The following is a 15,140-nucleotide window of genomic DNA, read 5'->3' as shown; positions in this document are numbered from 1 at the left end:
AGCCGGGTCGTGGCCGAGATACGTCATCTTCCGCTGCCGGTCCGTGGATCGGCGAGTCTTGCGGTGCAGGCCGGAGGCCTCGTCTTCACAAGCGGCCTCGCGCTCGCGCCGATTGAGGCCGTGCTCAAGGCGGTGGGAACCGGACTCCCGCTGGCGGCAAAGCTCAAGGCTTATCTGTCGGACATCCGCCGCGCCCCGTCCCTGCGTCGCCAGTTGCCGGACGGGCCGGCGGCGACCTCCATGGTTGGTGCCATGCTGCCGGACGGGGTGGAAGCCGTGATCGAGGTGATTGCCGGCACGGGTGTGGAGCCCGTTCGCCAGGCGGGCGGCGGCGGCATTGGCGTGACGATTATCGGCGACCTTCTGTTCGCGGACGGTGCGCGCCCAGGCCTGAGCGGCAGCCTTGCCGGCGCGGGCGATCTCACCGTGCAGGCGCAACATGTGCTCGACGGTATTCTCGCGGCGCTGGCCCCTTATGGCGCCGGACCGGCGGATGTGCTGAAGATCAACAATACCGCCGCCTGCTGGCACAATTACGCGCTCTATAACGCCGTCTATAATGAGCGCCTGACGGGCGCCAACGCGGCCCGCTGTTCGGTGGGCGGCATGCTGGAGCACCCGCTGGCGCTCATCGAGGTGGAGGCGGTCGCGGCGCGCGGCGGGCCTTATCGTTTCGTGGATTCGACCCAGAGCGGCGTCGGGCGGACCGGCTTCCAGCGCCGGGAAGACACCGTCTATCTGCCGGAGCTCGGGCCATGCAAAGGCCCCCATTCCCACGGCGCACGCGTCGGAGAGATGGTCTTCATCGCCGGTGAGTGCCCCTACGATGCGCAGGATCGGCTGGTCGGCCCCGGCGATATCGCCGCGCAGACCGTGCAGACTATGGAGAATGTGCGCATGTCGCTCGAGGCGCTGGGGGCGAGCCTTGCGGATGTCGTGCGCACCACCGTCACGCTTTCCGACATGCGGTTGTTTGACGAATTCGATGCCGCCTACGCTGGCTGCTTCACCGGGCACTACCCCGCGCGTACCGTGGTCGGAGCGCCGCTCGGGCAATATGGCCTGCTTGTCGAGATCGAGGCCATCGCCGTGATCGGCGCCGGGCGCGACGGCGTTTTTCTCGCGGGCCAGCCGGCATGATGGAGCTGGACGTCGTCGAAGGGGCCGCTACTGCGCAGGAGGGCGACGCGCTCCTGCTGCTCGTGGGCTCGAAACAAATCCCTGACCTGTTGTCGCGAACCTCGATCCTGGCTGAAGACGCGTGGCGCCGGGAGGCGGTCACGCTGCTTGCCGGTCATGGCCTCGTGGCGGCGCGCTGGCTGGTTCTCGCCGGCCTGGGTGACGGGCCGGTCGATGCGGAAACCTGCCGCCGCGCGGCAGGTGCTGCGGTCAAGGCGGTGCGGGAGCGGGAGGTCGGCCGTCTCGTCGTCGATGCGTCCGGCCTTTCAAGCCCGACGGACGACATGCTGGCGGCCCAGGTCCAGGCGCTCGTCGAGGGCGCCCTTTCCGCCGATTACGATTTCGACCGCTACCGGACGCGGCGGGCGCGCCACACGCCGCTGGCTCAACTCCGCCTTGTCGCTCCGCCAGGGCTTTCGGCGGTCGCGACGACGGCCGCCCGGCGGGGCAGGGCTGTGGCGCAGGCGGTGAACGCGGCACGCGACCTGTGCAACGAGCCGCCCAATCGCCTGACGCCAGTGGATTTCGCCGCGCGCATCGAGGCGCTGGCATCTGATCGGCGCCTGACCGTCACCACTCTCGATCGTGCGGCCATCGCCGCGGAAGGCATGGGAGCGCTGCTCGCCGTGGCGCAGGGCTCCCATGCCGAGCCGCGCTTCGTGCGCGCCGATTATCGTCCCGCCGGGGTGGCGAAGGACGCGCCGCCGCTGGTTCTTGTCGGCAAGTCCGTGACCTTCGATACCGGCGGCATCTCGCTGAAGCCGGCGCTCGACATGGAGCGCCAGAAGGCCGACATGGGCGGCGGCGCGGCGGTGTTCGGCGCGCTCACCGCGCTGCTGGCGCTCGATCTGCCGCTTGCGGTCACGGCGCTGTTTCCGATTGTCGAAAACATGCCCGGCGGCGGCGCTACCCGGCCGGGCGATGTGGTCAGCACCCGCTCCGGCCAGACGGTGGAAATCCTGAACACCGATGCCGAGGGCCGCCTGATCCTTGCCGATGCGCTTAGCTATGCGCGTTCGCTCAACCCGTGCGCGATCATTGATCTCGCAACCCTCACCGGCGCGAGCTCCATCGTGTTCGGCCCCGTCGGGATCGGCATGTTTGCCACCGACACCGCTCTTGCCGATGCGTTCGGCCACGCCGAGGCGACGGCGGGCGAGCGGGTGTGGCGGCTGCCGCTGTGGCCGGAATATCGCGATCTGCTGCGCAGCCATGTCGCGGATCTGCGCAACATCTCGACCACGGTGCAGCAAGGCAGCATGATGACCGCCGCCAGCTTTCTGCACGCCTTCATCGGCACCGAGCCATGGGTCCATCTCGACATCTACAACACGGCCTGGAACGAGGCGGAGCATCCGCATTTGCCGAAAGGGCCGACCGCGAGCGGCACGCGGCTGCTGGTCCAGTTCCTCATCGAGCGGGCCGGGTCCTCCGCGCGCGGAATTGAGGGATGAAGCGCTTCAGCCCGGGAATGCCGGTGATCGAGATGACCGGGGTGCGGCTGGCCTTCGGTTCGACCGACATTCTGCGCGGCATTGACCTGACCATCCATTGCGGCGAGCGCGTCGCGATCATCGGGCCGTCGGGCTCCGGCAAATCGAGCCTGATACGCTGCATGAACGGCCTCGCGCAGCCGCAAAGCGGGCGCATCATCGTGCTCGGCGAAGACATTTCCAGCGCTGTCGGCCTCGCCGAATGCCGCCAGCGCACCGATATGATCTTTCAGTCATTCAATCTCTATTCCCAGATGACCGTACTGGAGAATGTGATGCTGGCGCTGCGTCACGTTCTCAAGCTTCCAGCCTCGACGGCGCGTCAGAAGGCGTTGGAGCACCTTGCCGCCTTGGAAATGGACCGCTTCGCGGCGCGTTATCCGTTCGAGCTTTCCGGGGGGCAGCAACAGCGCGTCGCGCTCGCCCGGGCGCTGGCCAAGGGGCCGGACATCCTGCTGCTCGACGAGCCGACATCCGCGCTCGATCCCGAACTCGTCCGCAGCGTCATGGCGGCGATCGTCGAGGCAACGGCCAAAGGCATCACCACCGTGACGGTGACACACGAACTCGGCTTTGCCCGCGAGCACGCCGACCGTCTTGTCTTCCTGTGCGAGGGCCAGATCGTCGAGCAGGGAGCGCCGAAGGCGATGATCGCCAATCCTGTCAGCGCGCGGCTTGCGGCATTTCTCGGCGCGAGCGCGTCATCCTGAGTTCGGGCGTCAGCCGCAACTCCACCCTGCGGACGATGCGCGACACCGCGAGGACGATCACGAGATAGACCAGCGCGGCGACCAGCAGCGGGGGCACCGGCTCGAAGGTGCGGAAATAGACCTGGTTCGCCGCGCTCATCAGGTCGCGCACCGTGATGAAGCTTACCACGGCCGTTCCCTTCAGCACAAACACGGCCTCATTGCCGAAGCTGCGTATGCCGAGCCGAATGGCATGGGGCACGATGATGAACCGCAAGAGCTGCATCCGCGAGAACCCCGCCGCGCGCGCCGCCTCGATCTCATTGGCGGGAACATTGCGCAGCGCCCCGGCGATGATGTGCGTCTGGAAGCCCGCCGAATTCAGCGACAGCGCGACCAGCGCCACCGGAAACGGATCGCGCAGCAGAAACCAGATCGCGCTCTGGCGAATGCCAGGCACCTGCGGCAGGCCGTAATAGACCAGAAACAGGATCACCAGCAGCGGCGCTCCCCGGAACAAGAGAACGAATCCGTGCCCCACGCCGCGCAGCACAGGCAGGCTCGCATTGCGCGCGAAGGCGAAGGGCAGCGCGATGAGCAGGCCGATCGGCAGGGTCAGCACGAACAGCAGCAGCGTCGTGCCTGCGCCTTCCATGAGCAGCGGCACATAGGGGCCAAGGGAAGCGAAGGCCTCGATCATGGGTTACGCCCCGAGAAACCGGGAGGCCCGCCGCTCGATGCGGCTTTCCACCACCCAGATGAGAACCGCGAGGACCAGATAGATCGCCAGCGCTACGAGGTAGAAGGTGAGATATTGCTTGGTGTTCTTGCCGGCATCGCCCGCCACGCGCAGCAGGTCCTGAAGGCCGACGGCGGCGACCAGCGGCGTCGCCTTCAGCGTCACCACCACGAGATTGATGAGCCCCGGCAGGGCAAAGCGCAGGGCGAGCGGCAGCTTGACGGCGATGAAAACCGGAAAGGGCCGCAGCCCGAGCGCGCGCGCCGCCTCCAGCGGTCCGGCGGGAACCGCCAGGAACGCCCCGCGGAACACTTCCGAACAATAGGAGCCGTGCACCATGCCGATCGCGAGCACGCCCGACCAGAAGGCATTGATGGCGACGAAGCCCTCGATGCCGACCATCTGCAAAAAGGGTTGGAGGGCGAAGGAGAAACCGTAATAGACCGCGAAGATCACCAGCAGTTCGGGCACGCTTCGCATCACCACTTCATAGCCACCGACGATCACGGCAGCGATGCGAAAGCGCGAGGTCGCCACCAGGGCGCCCACCAGACCCAGCCCTGTGCCGAGAACGACCGACGCCGCGGCCAGTGCGAGGGTCACGAATAACCCCCGCGCCAGCGCATTTCCCCAACCGGACCCGAAGGCCAGAATGGACAAGTCCATGGTCTCTCCCCGGCCGGGCCTTCAGCGGCTCACTTCCAGAGCGGCTCGGCGCTCACATCCACGCCCGGCTTGAAATAGCGGGCGGCAATCGCCTTGAACGTGCCGTCGGCATAGACGCTGCGGATGGCGGCGTCGACCTTATCGCGCAGCGCGGTCTCGTCCTTGCGGAACATGGCGCCCGCCCCTCGCCCGAGGATCGGGTCGCTGTAGGCCGGGCCGACCCAGTCAAAACCCGCCCCGGCCGGCGAGGCCAGGAAGACGCTGACGGGAAGCTGTGCGTTGAAGCCGAAATCGATGCGGCCGGCTTCGAGATCGGCATTCACCTGATCGAGATTCTCGTAGCTGCGAACCTCGACCTTGTTGCCCCACTTCTCCTTGACGAAACGCTCTCCGGTGGAGCCGGCGAGCACGCCGACATTCTTGCCGTCAAGGCCTCCCGGTAGCGTGACCGCGGCGCCTTTGGGGCCGTAGAAGCGGAACTGATCGGTGATGTAGGGGATCGAGAACAGGCCGACCTTCGAACGGTCGTCGTTGATCGACATGTAGGAGAATATGAAGTCGTACTTCTTCGCCTGAAGCGCCGGGATCATGCCGGAGAAGTCCTGCTTCACCCACGTGCAGTCGAGCTGGGCGCGCTGGCAAATGGCTTTTCCCAGATCGATCTCGAAACCGCTGAAGCTGCCATCGGCTTCCGTCTTGTTGAAGGGCGGGAAGTCGGCTTCCGTGGCAACGGTCACCTTTTCAAGCGCGGCCGCCTGGCTCGCACCCAGCGCCGCCACGAACAAGGTTACACAGGTCGCGCGACCGATCAGGCCGAACAGGCTCATCGTCAACTCCTCAGTTTCACCGTTTCAGAAGGCGGCGGCCAATCCGTGTCGGGCGCCCGTCCCGTTCATCTGCACGGAGCACGTTCTTGCATTATAGTGCGGCTTGAGAAGCACAGATTTGGAAGCATAGCGGTGCGTTTTCGGCACTGCTCCCCGAGGTACCGACCCATGCTGCACTCCCGCCTCATTCGCTACATCGACGAGGTGGCCCGCGCCGGCTCGATCCGGCAGGCGGCTGAACGGCTCAATGTCGCGTCTACTGCGATCAACCGTCAGATTATCGCCTTCGAGGAAGAGCTTGGCCTGCCGGTGTTCGAGCGCCTGCCGCGCGGCGTACGACTGACCACCACCGGCGAGATCCTGGTCGAGCATATCCGCAACACGATGAAGGATCATGGCCGTGCGATGCTGCGCATCGCCGACGTGAAGACGCTGCGCCGTACGCGGATAAGCATCGCCACACTTGAGGCCCTCACCGCGGACGTGCTCGCTCATGTGGTCAGCGACTTCCAGCAGACATACCCGCTCACCAAGATCATCGTGCGCGCGATGCCGGCGGACAGCATCGTGGCAGCAGTAGCGGGCGGCGATGCCGATTTCGGGCTCGGCTTCGATTTTCCGACCGAGACGGGGCTGACCATCCACGCTCAAGTCTCTTGCCGCGTCGGAATTGTCGTGCGTCCGTCGCACCCGCTTGCGGGCCGGGCCAGTCTGCGGCTGAGCGAATGTCTCGACTATCCGTTCGTTCTGCCGACCGAGGACGTGACGCTCAGGCTGCTCTTTGATCGCATAGCCCGCAAGGCGCGTGTCTCCATCGAGCCGCTTATGGAGACGAACTCGATCGACCTCCTGAAGCGCAACGTGATGCTGACCGATACCATCACCGTTCTCACGCGTGCGGACGTCGAACTCGAAAGGCTGCGCGGCACTCTCGCCTTCATCCCTCTTCGCGACGCCGATGTTGGAGCGCAGACGCTCACCATCGTTCATCGCGACAGCGCGCGCTTCGACGCGGTGACGCAACATTTCTCGAAAAAGCTCGCAGAGCTGGCTCAAAAGATCGGCGAATAAAAACGTCCACGCACATCACGCCAATAGGTCTCGCCGAGGGCTCCGGATTGATCGGGACCTATTTTATCCAGGATGGCGGAGCTAGAGATTCGATCAAGTAATTGAAAAATAAAAGAAATATGCACGATCCATCAACGCAACGCTTCTGCACCGCAGTGGTAGGCAAGCCCCGCCCCTGGGCGATACGTGGCGCTAGCGCGACCGCTTGACGTAGTCGACCAGCGCCCGAAGCTTTGGGGCGAGATTCCGACGATTGGGGAAATACAGGAAGAAGCCCGCAAAGGGCGGGCAATAATCTTCGAGGAGAGGCACCAGCTGGCCGGAAGCAACATAGGGCCTGAAGGTCTCCTCCATGCCAAAGGTTATCCCGCCCCCCGCGCAGGCCGTGCGGATCATCAGCCACATGTCATTGGTGGTGATCTCAGGATCGACGGCGACGTCGTACTCGCGCCCTTCTTCGCCGAATTCCCAGCGGTAAGGCGCCGTCTGGGGTGCGAGACGCCAGCCGATGCAGCGATGCTGCGCCAGCTCGGACGGATGCGAAGGCTTGCCGAAGCGCTCGATATAGGCTGGCGCCGCGACCACGGTTTGGCGCTGCTCGCCCGAGACGGGAATAGCGATCATGTCCTGGTCGATCACCTCGCCAAGCCGCACCCCGGCATCATAGCCCTCCGCCACGATGTCGAATTCCTCATCGGTGACGGTCACGTCGATCTGAACGGCCGGATAGGCGTCCGCGAAGCCCGCAAGCAGCGGCCCTGAGATGAACCGTTCCGCGATCGAGGACACCGCCAGCCGCAAAAGCCCGCTCGGCGCCATGTCCCGATCCGCTGCGGCGTCCAGGGCGAGGCCGACCTCGGCGATGGCCGGCGCCACGCGCTGGAAAAGCTGCTCGCCGGCCTCCGTCAGGCTGACGCTTCGCGTCGTGCGCTGCACCAGCGCGACGCCGAGGCGATCTTCCAGCCGACGGATGGTCTGGCTTACCGCCGGCCGCGTCACGCCCAGATGATCGGCGGCCGCGCGGAAGCTCCGCATCTCCGCGACGGCGAGAAAGACAGAAATTCCAGTGAGATCGACAGCCATTGGTAATCTGACGTTACCAGCCTGGTTACGATTGGGCAAGTTGTCCGTTTGGTCGGTGACCTCTAGTTTTCGGTCAGTGAAACGAGAGGTGCGGAAAAATGACGCTCACCGACTACAAGCTTCTGGGACGCTCGGGTTTGCGTGTTTCACCGTTGAGCCTAGGCACCATGACGTTCGGATCAGATTGGGGCTGGGGCGCGGATAGTAACGAGTCTCGACGCATCTTCGATCTTTACATCGATCGTGGCGGAAATTTCATCGATACCGCGGTGAACTACACCAACGGGGCAGCCGAACGCTTCCTCGGCGCGTTCACGGGTGACAAGCGGGAGCGGCTCGTCCTCGCCACGAAGTTCACGATGGCCCGTGAGCCCGGCAACCCCAATTCGGGCGGCAACCACCGCCTCAACATGGTGCGTTCCGTCGAGCAAAGCCTGAGGCAGCTCGCCACCGACCGGATCGACCTCTTCTATCTCCACGCGTGGGACATGACGACCCGGCCGGATGAAGTGATGCGGGCGCTCGACGACCTCGTCCGGTCCGGCAAGATCATCTATCTCGGCATCTGCAATACACCCGCCTGGCGGATCGCCGAAATGCAGACCCTCGCGGACATGCGGGGATGGTCGCCCTTCGTCGCGCTCCAGATCGAATACAGCCTGGTGGAGCGCACCGTCGAGCACGAACTCATGCCGATGGCCGCAGCGATGGGGCTCGGCGTGCTCCCGTGGTCGCCGCTGGGCGGCGGCGTGCTGGCCGGCAAATACGGCAGGGCCGACGTCCAGGATTCACGCGATGCCGCTGTGTCTGCCAGCCGCAAGGGCGTGATCGCCTCGTCGGGGCATCTCAACCAGCGCTCGATCGAGATCGCGCAGGAAGTTCGCGCCGTGGCCGAGGAAGTGGGATCGACACCGTCCCAGATCGCGCTGGCATGGACGCTCGCGAACCCGGCGGTCGTCTCGCCCGTCATGGGCGCGCGCACCCTCGCCCAGGCGGAGGAGAATCTGGGCGCGCTGGACGTGGCCCTGTCGCCGGAGCAGCTCGATCGCCTGAACCGGGCCAGCGCCCCCGATCCGATATTCCCGGCCCGTTTTGTGGAGCGCCCCTTGGTCCAGCAGCTCATCTTCGGCGGAGCTGCCGTGGCCGGCCGCACCTGAACGGCCCGGAGACGATCGCCGGGGGCGACCTGGCGACGTCGACGCCGGAATTCGCGGCGCCGCTCATGTCGCCGGCGGCGTCTGAAAGATCCTCCGCGAACACAACGGCGCGCCGACGAGACAAGACTTCCCTGCCCCCCGCATGCCAACGAAAGGAACGATCCCATGACACGCTTTTCATTGAGCGCCCGCCTTGCAGGCGCGGGCCACAGGCTGCTCATCGCGTCCGCCTTCCTCACCGTCATCGCTCCGGCACATGCCGAGATCACGGCATCCGACCCGGGCGCGGAAACCCATGACACGGCCATCGAAAGTCGTAACAGGGCCATCGTCTATGGGGCTTTCGAGAAATGGCGCGAAGGAACCTACGTCTTCGCCGCGCTTCTCGCCCCCGATGTCGTCTGGACGATCCACGGCTCCGGCCCGGTCGCCGGCACGTATCGCAGCCAGGACGACTTCGTCGAACGGGCATCGCGCCCCCTGACCAGCCGTCTCGCCACCCCGGTCGTGCCGGAGGTTCGCAGCATCTACGCCGTTGGAGACACCGTCCTCATCCGCTTCGACGGTGCGGCGACGACGACCTCGGGCGCGCCCTATCGCAACCGGTTCCTCTGGATGTTCCGGATGAAGGACGGGTTGGTCATCGAGGCTGAGGCGTTTCTGGATCTCGCGGCCTACCAGCAGGTGGTCGAAAACAACGAGCCGCGCCCGCAATAGCCGGCAGCGTCTGGCCCTGCCACGACAAGCCTCGCGCCGTGCGCGCGGGGCCGCCGGTCCCTGAACCCCTGCAGCGCCCCGTTCGGCCTTCGCGGCCGACAGCCCCCGCCGATGTTGAGGAGCCCCATCATGCGTCATGCCTTTGCGGTCCTGATGACCGCCACACTCTTGAGCCAGCCCGCACATGCCGAGGAGCCCGCATTGCAGCCCAACCATCCCTATGCCGGCATGTGGGTCACCGACGATGGCCGCGTCCGCCACGAACTCCTGCCCAACGGTCGCTATGTCGAGGCGCGCGGCACACGCGAGCGCGCCTATGAAGGCCGCTACGAAGTGACCGGCACGCATATCGACTATTGGGACGACACCGGCTTTACCGCCGATGGCGACTTCGTGGACGCCCACACCTTGCATCACGGCGGGATGGTGTTGCGCCGTCGGATGGGTCCCCCCACAACGCCGTGAAGCCTCGATGGGCAGCGGCGGCGCGCCCTCGCGGCGTCATCCCGCCCTGTCCCATTGCTTCAGCAGGTCGATGAAGGCCCGGAGCGGCGACGGCATGTGCCGGCTGCGCGGATAGTAGAGCGCAAGGCCCGGCATCAGTGGGCACCAGTCCTCAAGAACGGTCACAAGCTGACCCGATTTCAGGAATGGCCGGGCGAAATGCTCGGGGACATAAGCGATGCCACGCCCGGCCGCCGCTGCCTGCACGAGCAGATCATTGTCGTCGAGTGTGAGGTTACCGGGCACATCGACCGCGATCTCGGCGCCGCGCTTGGCAAATTCCCAGCGATAGCGCTTCCCGCTGGGCAAACGCTGACGGATGCAGCGATGCGCCTGCAGGTCGTCGGGCGTCTTCGGTGTCGCGCCGCCCTCCAGATAGGCCGGAGCGGCCACGGCGATGAAACGGACTTCGCCCCCGAACTTGATCGCGATCATGTCGCGCGGCACGGCCTCCAGCAGGCGCACGCCGGCATCGAAACCCTGTTCCACGATATCGACGAGCCGCCCCTCCGACACCAGATCGAGCTCGACGTCGGGATAGAGATCGAGAAATCGCGGCACCACGTCTGCGAGCAGGATGCGGGCCCCGCTCTTGTTCGCATTGATCCGCAGCGCACCGCTGGGAGAACCACGGTCTTCTGAGAGGGTATCGAGCGCCTGATCGAGATCCTGCAGAACCGGGTCGAGGCGTGCGAGCAGGCGTGCGCCGGCCTGGGTGAGCGACACGCTTCGCGTCGTTCGGTTGAACAGCCGGACGCCCAGCTTTTCTTCCAGCCCGATGATCGCGTGGCTGAGTGCGGAGCGTGAAACGCCCATCACATCGGCGGCGCGACGGAAACTCAGGTGGCTGGCCACGGCTGCAAAAGCGGCCAGATCGTTCAGGCTCGGACGGACCATTCGTGATCTTTCCTCACCAGCTCATCCCATTTTGAGAGCCTTATATCACCAATCTCCGCCCTCTACATCGCAGGATGTTCAGACGGAGGTTCCTATGCCGAAGACATGGTTCATTACCGGCGCCACCTCGGGCCTCGGCCTTGAGATGGCGCAGCAACTGCTTGCCGAAGGTCACACAGTGATCGCGACAGCCCGCCGTCCGGAGGCCCTGGCAAAGCTGGTGCAGGATCACCCGGCGCGCCTCGAGGTCATTGAACTCGATCTGATGGCGCCGGACAGCATTGCCCCGGCTGTCGAGAAAGCTTTCGGGCGACACGAACGGATAGACGTGATCGTCAGCAATGCGGGCTATGGCCTGTTCGGAGCGGCGGAAGAACTGAGCAAGGCGCAGATCGACCGGCAGATCGCCATCAACCTTGCCGGGTCCATTCATCTGATCCGTACCGCACTACCCTTTCTTCGCAGGCAGGGCGGCGGACGGATCGTCCAGGTGTCGTCCGAAGGCGGCCAGATCGCCTATCCGGGCTTCAGCCTCTATCACGCGACCAAATGGGGCATCGAGGGCTTCGTCGAAGCCGTCGCGCAGGAGGTGGCACCTTTCGGCATCGACGTCATCATAGCCCAGCCGGGTCCGACGGCCACGAATTTCGGCGCCAACCTCGACCGAGCCGAACCCTTGGCTGCCTACGAGGAAACACCTGCCGGCACTGTTCGCCGCGCGATCGGCGACGGAAGTTTCGAAATCAAGGGCGATGCGGCGCGCACCGTGGCCGCCATCATCTCGGCCGCCGGGAGCAAGAGCCCGCCCTTGCGACTGACGCTGGGCAGCACGGCCTATTCCTCGATCTCACAGGCGCTTTCCGCACGCCTGTCCGCCCTTGAGGCGCAGCGGGACGTGGCCCATTCCGCGGACCGGCAGAATCCGTGAGCCGTGGCAGCGGTTTGGACACAGCAGCCTCATGAAGAGGAAAGGAAACTCCATGTCTATTCGGCCCATTATATTGGCTCTCGCCTTCAGCATCTCGTCTTCCGCCATGGCGCAGCCCGCCGCACCTAACCAGATCGTGGGCACCTGGCGGATGATTTCGGCGACGATCGACCCCGGCGGAAAGAACATCCCCGCCTATGGCGAGAAACCCAATGGTCTTCTCGTCTTCACGCCCGACATGCATTTCGTCGAAGTTCTGACCGACGCCGACGTTCCGCGATTTGCGTCCAACGCGCGCGGCGAGGGAACCGATGACGAAAATCGCATGGCGATGTCACGAAATATCGGGTTCTTCGGCACCTACACCGTCGATGGGAAGGGCGAATTCAGCGGAAATCGCGTGGAAGGGGCGACATTTCCGAACTGGATTGGCAGCGTTCGGACCCGTGATGATCTCACGCTGATCGTCGCCGACGACCGGATGACCGAGAACTTTCGGCGACCGGAAGGCACCGAAATCAGGATCGAATGGCAGCGCGTCAAATGAGGCCTGACCGGAAAGCGGCGGCGTGCCCACGCAAGGAAAGCAAAGCTCCCGTGCCGCCCGGAGGCCGGAAAAAGCGGCGCTCAAACGACGCCGACCTTTCGGCTCAATGAGCCCCTCGGTCGGCGTTGGAGGGTGTCGGGCTCAATCGTGAGCTGAGATTGGATGAGGCGGCATCGGGGGGACGGCCATCCTCACGCCTTGGCCGTGGACATATCGGGGGAGCGGCGTTCAAGCAGCCCGCCCTGCGTGACGATGAAATCGACGACGCTGTCGACCCCCCGACCGCGCGAGACATCGGTGAAACCGAAGGGGCGCGCCCCGCGCATCCGTGCGGCGTCTTTCTGCATCACGCCAAGATCGACATTCACGTAAGGCGCGAGGTCGGTCTTGTTGATGATCAGAAAGTCCGACCGGGTAATGCCCGGCCCGCCTTTGCGGGGGATTTCCTCGCCCTGGCAGACGGAGATGACGTAGAGCGTCAGGTCCGCGAGGTCTGGCGAGAAGGTTGCCGCCAGATTGTCGCCGCCGGATTCGATGAAGACGACATCCAGATCCGGAATCCGCCGACTGATCTCGGCAATGGCCTGCAGATTGATCGAGGCATCCTCGCGAATGGCGGTGTGCGGGCAGCCGCCGGTTTCGACGCCGACGATGCGGTCCTCCGGCAACGCCTGGAGGCGCGCCAGCATCATGGCGTCCTCCTTGGTGTAGATGTCATTGGTGACGACCGCGAGGGAGTAGTGATCGCGCATCGCCTTGCAGAGCTTTTCCGTCAGCGCCGTCTTGCCCGAGCCGACAGGGCCGCCAATGCCGACGCGGAGGGGGCCGTTCCTGGATGTCATTGGTATAACTGCCTTCGACTTAGCGGGCGCCGGCCTGCGGGGCATCTCACGCGACGGAAGCCAACGAGGGTGATGGCTTCGACATGAGGCTCGTCACATCAACCGCCACGGCTCGGCCGCCATGCGCATGAGCGTGACCACGGGAGGCGCTCTGAAATAGGAATGTACTCCGCTAGGGCTTCAACCGTCGCTCTGAGCCCGGTGACTATCGCCGTAAAGATCTGAGCGCGCAAGATCGGCACCGGCACCGACGTCCGCCCCGCGTCGGCGCCTCACCGCGGCCTCATCCTCGGCGATCGGCGGCCATCTCAGCCCCCTTCGCCGCCCGTGTCGCCGGGAAGGGACGAGCGCGCCTCGACAGGACTGACCCGCCAGACCACATTGCCGACGTCATCGGCCACCAGGAGGCCGCCGTGCTGGTCCACCCGGACACCGACCGGACGCCCCTGCGCTTCGCCATCCGCGTTCAGGAAGCCCCCAAGCAGCACCTCGGGCGGCCCGGCGGGGCGGCCGTCGGCAAACGGCACGAAGATCACGCGATAGCCGACCGGGCGGCTGCGGTTCCAGGAGCCGTGCTGGCCGATAACCGCGCCATTCTCGAAGCGCTCGCCAAGGCCCGTGCCGTTGACGAAGGTCAGGCCCAGCGAAGCGCTGTGCGATCCCAGCGCATAGTCCGGCCTGATCGCCTTCGCCACGAGTTCCGGCCGCTGCGGCTCGATGCGCGTGTCGACATGCTGGCCGTAATAGGAATAGGGCCAGCCATAGAAGCCGCCCTCCTTCACCGAGGTCATGTAGTCCGGCACCAGATCGTCGCCGATCTCGTCGCGCTCATTCACCGAGACCCACAATTCGCCGTTCGCGGGGTTCCAGTCGATGCCGACCGGATTGCGCAGACCCGAGGCGAAGACGCGCGAGGCACCGCTCGCCACGTCCACTTCCAGCACGGCGGCGCGGTTCTCCTCTTCTTCCATGCCGTTCTCGCCGACATTGGAATTGGAGCCGACGCCGACATAAAGCTTGGTCCCGTCGGGGCTGGCGAGCAGGCTCTTGGTCCAGTGATGGTTGCGCCCCGCCGGCAGATCGGTGAGCTTCACGCCCTCGGCCGTGATGCGGGTCGCCCCTTCCTCATAGGGAAAGCTCATGATCGCATCGGCATTGGCGACATAGAGACGGTCGCCGATCAACGCCATCCCGAACGGCGAGTTCAGTTGCTCCAGAAAGGCGCTCCGGGTCTCGGCCACGCCGTCATTGTCGGCATCGCGCAGCAGCGTGATGCGATTGGCACTTTCGGTGCGGGAGCCGGCACGCTTCATGAACAGTCCCTGCACCCAGCCGCGCACCCCGCCCGAGGCGTCCTCAGGCTTCGGCGGCGCGTCGGACTCGGCCACGAGGATGTCGCCGTTCGGCAGTTCGTAGAGCCAGCGCGGATGGGCCAGGCCGGAGGCGAACGCCGTCACCTGCATGCCCGCCGCCGGCTTCGGGCTGGCGCCCTCCGGCCAGCCGACCGCTTTCGCGATCTTCAGCGTAGGAATCCAGGAAGGTGCCGGCTCAGGGAGTTGCGGGTCGGGGCCATAGCCCGCATTCTCGGGCAATTCCGGGGCTCGGTCGCAGCCGGCAAGCGATACGGAGAGCAGCAGGGCGCAGGGCAAGGCGAACCAGCAGCGGGATCGGTGCCGTGAACAGATCGACATGGCAGTTTCCTTCCGCAGGGAGGTAGGGCCACGCGGACCGGCGTTCCGGCCCCGTGGGCGGCAGTGCGATGCTCAAAAGCGATGACAGTGGGTGAACGCGCGGCCCGCCG

16 protein-coding genes are annotated in these 15,140 nt (G+C 65.4%); 9 read left to right on the top strand and 7 right to left on the bottom strand.

Annotated features, from left to right (window positions below; translation table 11 throughout):
* Positions 1 to 9: 9 nt before the first annotated feature.
* Genes MKI84_RS05030 through MKI84_RS05020 form a run of 3 tightly spaced genes read left to right on the top strand, consistent with a single transcriptional unit; the run spans position 10 to position 3,382 of the window.
* Positions 10 to 1,140, top strand: coding sequence for a Rid family hydrolase (locus MKI84_RS05030; RefSeq protein ID WP_241617050.1), 1,131 nt, complete (start codon positions 10 to 12; stop codon positions 1,138 to 1,140).
* Positions 1,137 to 2,633, top strand: a complete 1,497-nt coding sequence (locus tag MKI84_RS05025; protein ID WP_241617048.1) for a leucyl aminopeptidase family protein — start codon at positions 1,137 to 1,139, stop codon at positions 2,631 to 2,633. The genes MKI84_RS05030 and MKI84_RS05025 overlap by 4 nt, the downstream gene beginning before the upstream one ends.
* Positions 2,630 to 3,382: an amino acid ABC transporter ATP-binding protein gene (locus MKI84_RS05020; protein WP_241617046.1), complete on the top strand. Its 753-nt coding sequence runs from the start codon at positions 2,630 to 2,632 to the stop codon at positions 3,380 to 3,382. The genes MKI84_RS05025 and MKI84_RS05020 overlap by 4 nt, the downstream gene beginning before the upstream one ends.
* On the opposite strand, the gene MKI84_RS05015 is transcribed toward MKI84_RS05020, so the two are convergent.
* Genes MKI84_RS05015 through MKI84_RS05005 form a run of 3 tightly spaced genes read right to left on the bottom strand, consistent with a single transcriptional unit; the run spans position 3,336 to position 5,593 of the window.
* Complete coding sequence (locus tag MKI84_RS05015; RefSeq protein WP_241617044.1) at positions 3,336 to 4,061, bottom strand: ABC transporter permease; 726 nt, start codon at positions 4,059 to 4,061, stop codon at positions 3,336 to 3,338. The two genes, MKI84_RS05020 and MKI84_RS05015, sit on opposite strands and share 47 nt — an antisense overlap.
* A 3-nt stretch (positions 4,062 to 4,064) precedes the next feature.
* A complete protein-coding gene (locus tag MKI84_RS05010) occupies positions 4,065 to 4,766 on the bottom strand; it encodes an ABC transporter permease (RefSeq protein ID WP_241617042.1) in 702 nt (233 codons plus the stop codon).
* Between the two features lie 29 nt (positions 4,767 to 4,795).
* A complete protein-coding gene (locus tag MKI84_RS05005; protein WP_241617040.1) occupies positions 4,796 to 5,593 on the bottom strand; it encodes a transporter substrate-binding domain-containing protein in 798 nt (265 codons plus the stop codon).
* A 168-nt stretch (positions 5,594 to 5,761) separates the two neighbouring features.
* Here MKI84_RS05005 and MKI84_RS05000 point away from each other — a divergent pair, with 168 nt between their 5' ends.
* Positions 5,762 to 6,664, top strand: a complete 903-nt coding sequence (locus MKI84_RS05000) for a LysR family transcriptional regulator (protein WP_241617039.1) — start codon at positions 5,762 to 5,764, stop codon at positions 6,662 to 6,664.
* 192 nt (positions 6,665 to 6,856) lie between these two features.
* Here the strand turns inward: MKI84_RS05000 and MKI84_RS04995 are convergent, their stop codons facing one another.
* Positions 6,857 to 7,747, bottom strand: coding sequence for a LysR family transcriptional regulator (locus MKI84_RS04995; protein WP_241617036.1), 891 nt, complete (start codon positions 7,745 to 7,747; stop codon positions 6,857 to 6,859).
* A 98-nt stretch (positions 7,748 to 7,845) separates the two neighbouring features.
* Here MKI84_RS04995 and MKI84_RS04990 point away from each other — a divergent pair, with 98 nt between their 5' ends.
* The 3 genes from MKI84_RS04990 (at position 7,846) to MKI84_RS04980 (ending at position 10,086) form a co-directional block, all read left to right on the top strand.
* Positions 7,846 to 8,904: an aldo/keto reductase gene (locus MKI84_RS04990; RefSeq protein ID WP_241617033.1), complete on the top strand. Its 1,059-nt coding sequence runs from the start codon at positions 7,846 to 7,848 to the stop codon at positions 8,902 to 8,904.
* A gap of 165 nt (positions 8,905 to 9,069) precedes the next feature.
* Entirely contained in the window at positions 9,070 to 9,621 is a 552-nt protein-coding gene (locus tag MKI84_RS04985) for a nuclear transport factor 2 family protein (protein WP_241617031.1), read from the top strand.
* A 129-nt stretch (positions 9,622 to 9,750) separates the two neighbouring features.
* On the top strand, positions 9,751 to 10,086 hold the full coding sequence (locus MKI84_RS04980) for an Atu4866 domain-containing protein (RefSeq protein WP_241617029.1): 336 nt from the start codon (positions 9,751 to 9,753) through the stop codon (positions 10,084 to 10,086).
* A 36-nt stretch (positions 10,087 to 10,122) separates the two neighbouring features.
* Here MKI84_RS04980 and MKI84_RS04975 read toward each other — a convergent pair whose 3' ends face one another.
* Positions 10,123 to 11,022 carry a LysR family transcriptional regulator gene (locus tag MKI84_RS04975; protein ID WP_241617027.1) on the bottom strand — a complete coding sequence of 300 codons (900 nt, stop codon included), beginning with the start codon at positions 11,020 to 11,022 and terminating at the stop codon, positions 10,123 to 10,125.
* A gap of 94 nt (positions 11,023 to 11,116) precedes the next feature.
* Here MKI84_RS04975 and MKI84_RS04970 point away from each other — a divergent pair, with 94 nt between their 5' ends.
* Both MKI84_RS04970 and MKI84_RS04965 read left to right on the top strand, forming a co-directional pair.
* Positions 11,117 to 11,950 carry an SDR family oxidoreductase gene (locus MKI84_RS04970; protein WP_241617026.1) on the top strand — a complete coding sequence of 278 codons (834 nt, stop codon included), beginning with the start codon at positions 11,117 to 11,119 and terminating at the stop codon, positions 11,948 to 11,950.
* A 52-nt stretch (positions 11,951 to 12,002) separates the two neighbouring features.
* On the top strand, positions 12,003 to 12,497 hold the full coding sequence (locus tag MKI84_RS04965) for a lipocalin-like domain-containing protein (protein ID WP_241617024.1): 495 nt from the start codon (positions 12,003 to 12,005) through the stop codon (positions 12,495 to 12,497).
* A gap of 191 nt (positions 12,498 to 12,688) precedes the next feature.
* Here the strand turns inward: MKI84_RS04965 and ureG are convergent, their stop codons facing one another.
* Both ureG and MKI84_RS04955 read right to left on the bottom strand, forming a co-directional pair.
* On the bottom strand, positions 12,689 to 13,339 hold the full coding sequence (gene ureG, locus MKI84_RS04960) for an urease accessory protein UreG (RefSeq protein ID WP_241617022.1): 651 nt from the start codon (positions 13,337 to 13,339) through the stop codon (positions 12,689 to 12,691).
* A 308-nt stretch (positions 13,340 to 13,647) separates the two neighbouring features.
* Positions 13,648 to 15,030 (bottom strand): PQQ-dependent sugar dehydrogenase, encoded by a 1,383-nt coding sequence (locus MKI84_RS04955; protein ID WP_241617020.1) that lies wholly within the window; start codon positions 15,028 to 15,030, stop codon positions 13,648 to 13,650.
* Between the last annotated feature and the right edge of the window lie 110 nt (positions 15,031 to 15,140).

Source organism: Ancylobacter gelatini, assembly GCF_022601675.1.
Lineage (GTDB): Bacteria > Pseudomonadota > Alphaproteobacteria > Rhizobiales > Xanthobacteraceae > Ancylobacter > Ancylobacter gelatini.
The sequence above is the reverse complement of the archived record's forward strand: the minus strand, read 5'-3'. Positions and strand labels throughout refer to the sequence as shown.

Bases quoted from the DNA above. Each gene is read 5' to 3' on its own strand.
- MKI84_RS05025 (WP_241617048.1), top strand. From the start codon at position 1,137: ATGATGGAGCTGGACGTCGTCGAAGGGGCCGCTACTGCGCAGGAGGGC.
- MKI84_RS05020 (WP_241617046.1), top strand. From the start codon at position 2,630: ATGAAGCGCTTCAGCCCGGGAATGCCGGTGATCGAGATGACCGGGGTG.
- MKI84_RS05015 (WP_241617044.1), bottom strand. From the start codon at position 4,061: ATGATCGAGGCCTTCGCTTCCCTTGGCCCCTATGTGCCGCTGCTCATG.
- MKI84_RS05010 (WP_241617042.1), bottom strand. From the start codon at position 4,766: ATGGACTTGTCCATTCTGGCCTTCGGGTCCGGTTGGGGAAATGCGCTG.
- MKI84_RS05005 (WP_241617040.1), bottom strand. From the start codon at position 5,593: ATGAGCCTGTTCGGCCTGATCGGTCGCGCGACCTGTGTAACCTTGTTC.
- MKI84_RS05000 (WP_241617039.1), top strand. From the start codon at position 5,762: ATGCTGCACTCCCGCCTCATTCGCTACATCGACGAGGTGGCCCGCGCC.
- MKI84_RS04995 (WP_241617036.1), bottom strand. From the start codon at position 7,747: ATGGCTGTCGATCTCACTGGAATTTCTGTCTTTCTCGCCGTCGCGGAG.
- MKI84_RS04990 (WP_241617033.1), top strand. From the start codon at position 7,846: ATGACGCTCACCGACTACAAGCTTCTGGGACGCTCGGGTTTGCGTGTT.
- MKI84_RS04985 (WP_241617031.1), top strand. From the start codon at position 9,070: ATGACACGCTTTTCATTGAGCGCCCGCCTTGCAGGCGCGGGCCACAGG.
- MKI84_RS04980 (WP_241617029.1), top strand. From the start codon at position 9,751: ATGCGTCATGCCTTTGCGGTCCTGATGACCGCCACACTCTTGAGCCAG.
- MKI84_RS04975 (WP_241617027.1), bottom strand. From the start codon at position 11,022: ATGGTCCGTCCGAGCCTGAACGATCTGGCCGCTTTTGCAGCCGTGGCC.
- MKI84_RS04970 (WP_241617026.1), top strand. From the start codon at position 11,117: ATGCCGAAGACATGGTTCATTACCGGCGCCACCTCGGGCCTCGGCCTT.
- MKI84_RS04965 (WP_241617024.1), top strand. From the start codon at position 12,003: ATGTCTATTCGGCCCATTATATTGGCTCTCGCCTTCAGCATCTCGTCT.
- ureG (WP_241617022.1), bottom strand. From the start codon at position 13,339: ATGACATCCAGGAACGGCCCCCTCCGCGTCGGCATTGGCGGCCCTGTC.
- MKI84_RS04955 (WP_241617020.1), bottom strand. From the start codon at position 15,030: ATGTCGATCTGTTCACGGCACCGATCCCGCTGCTGGTTCGCCTTGCCC.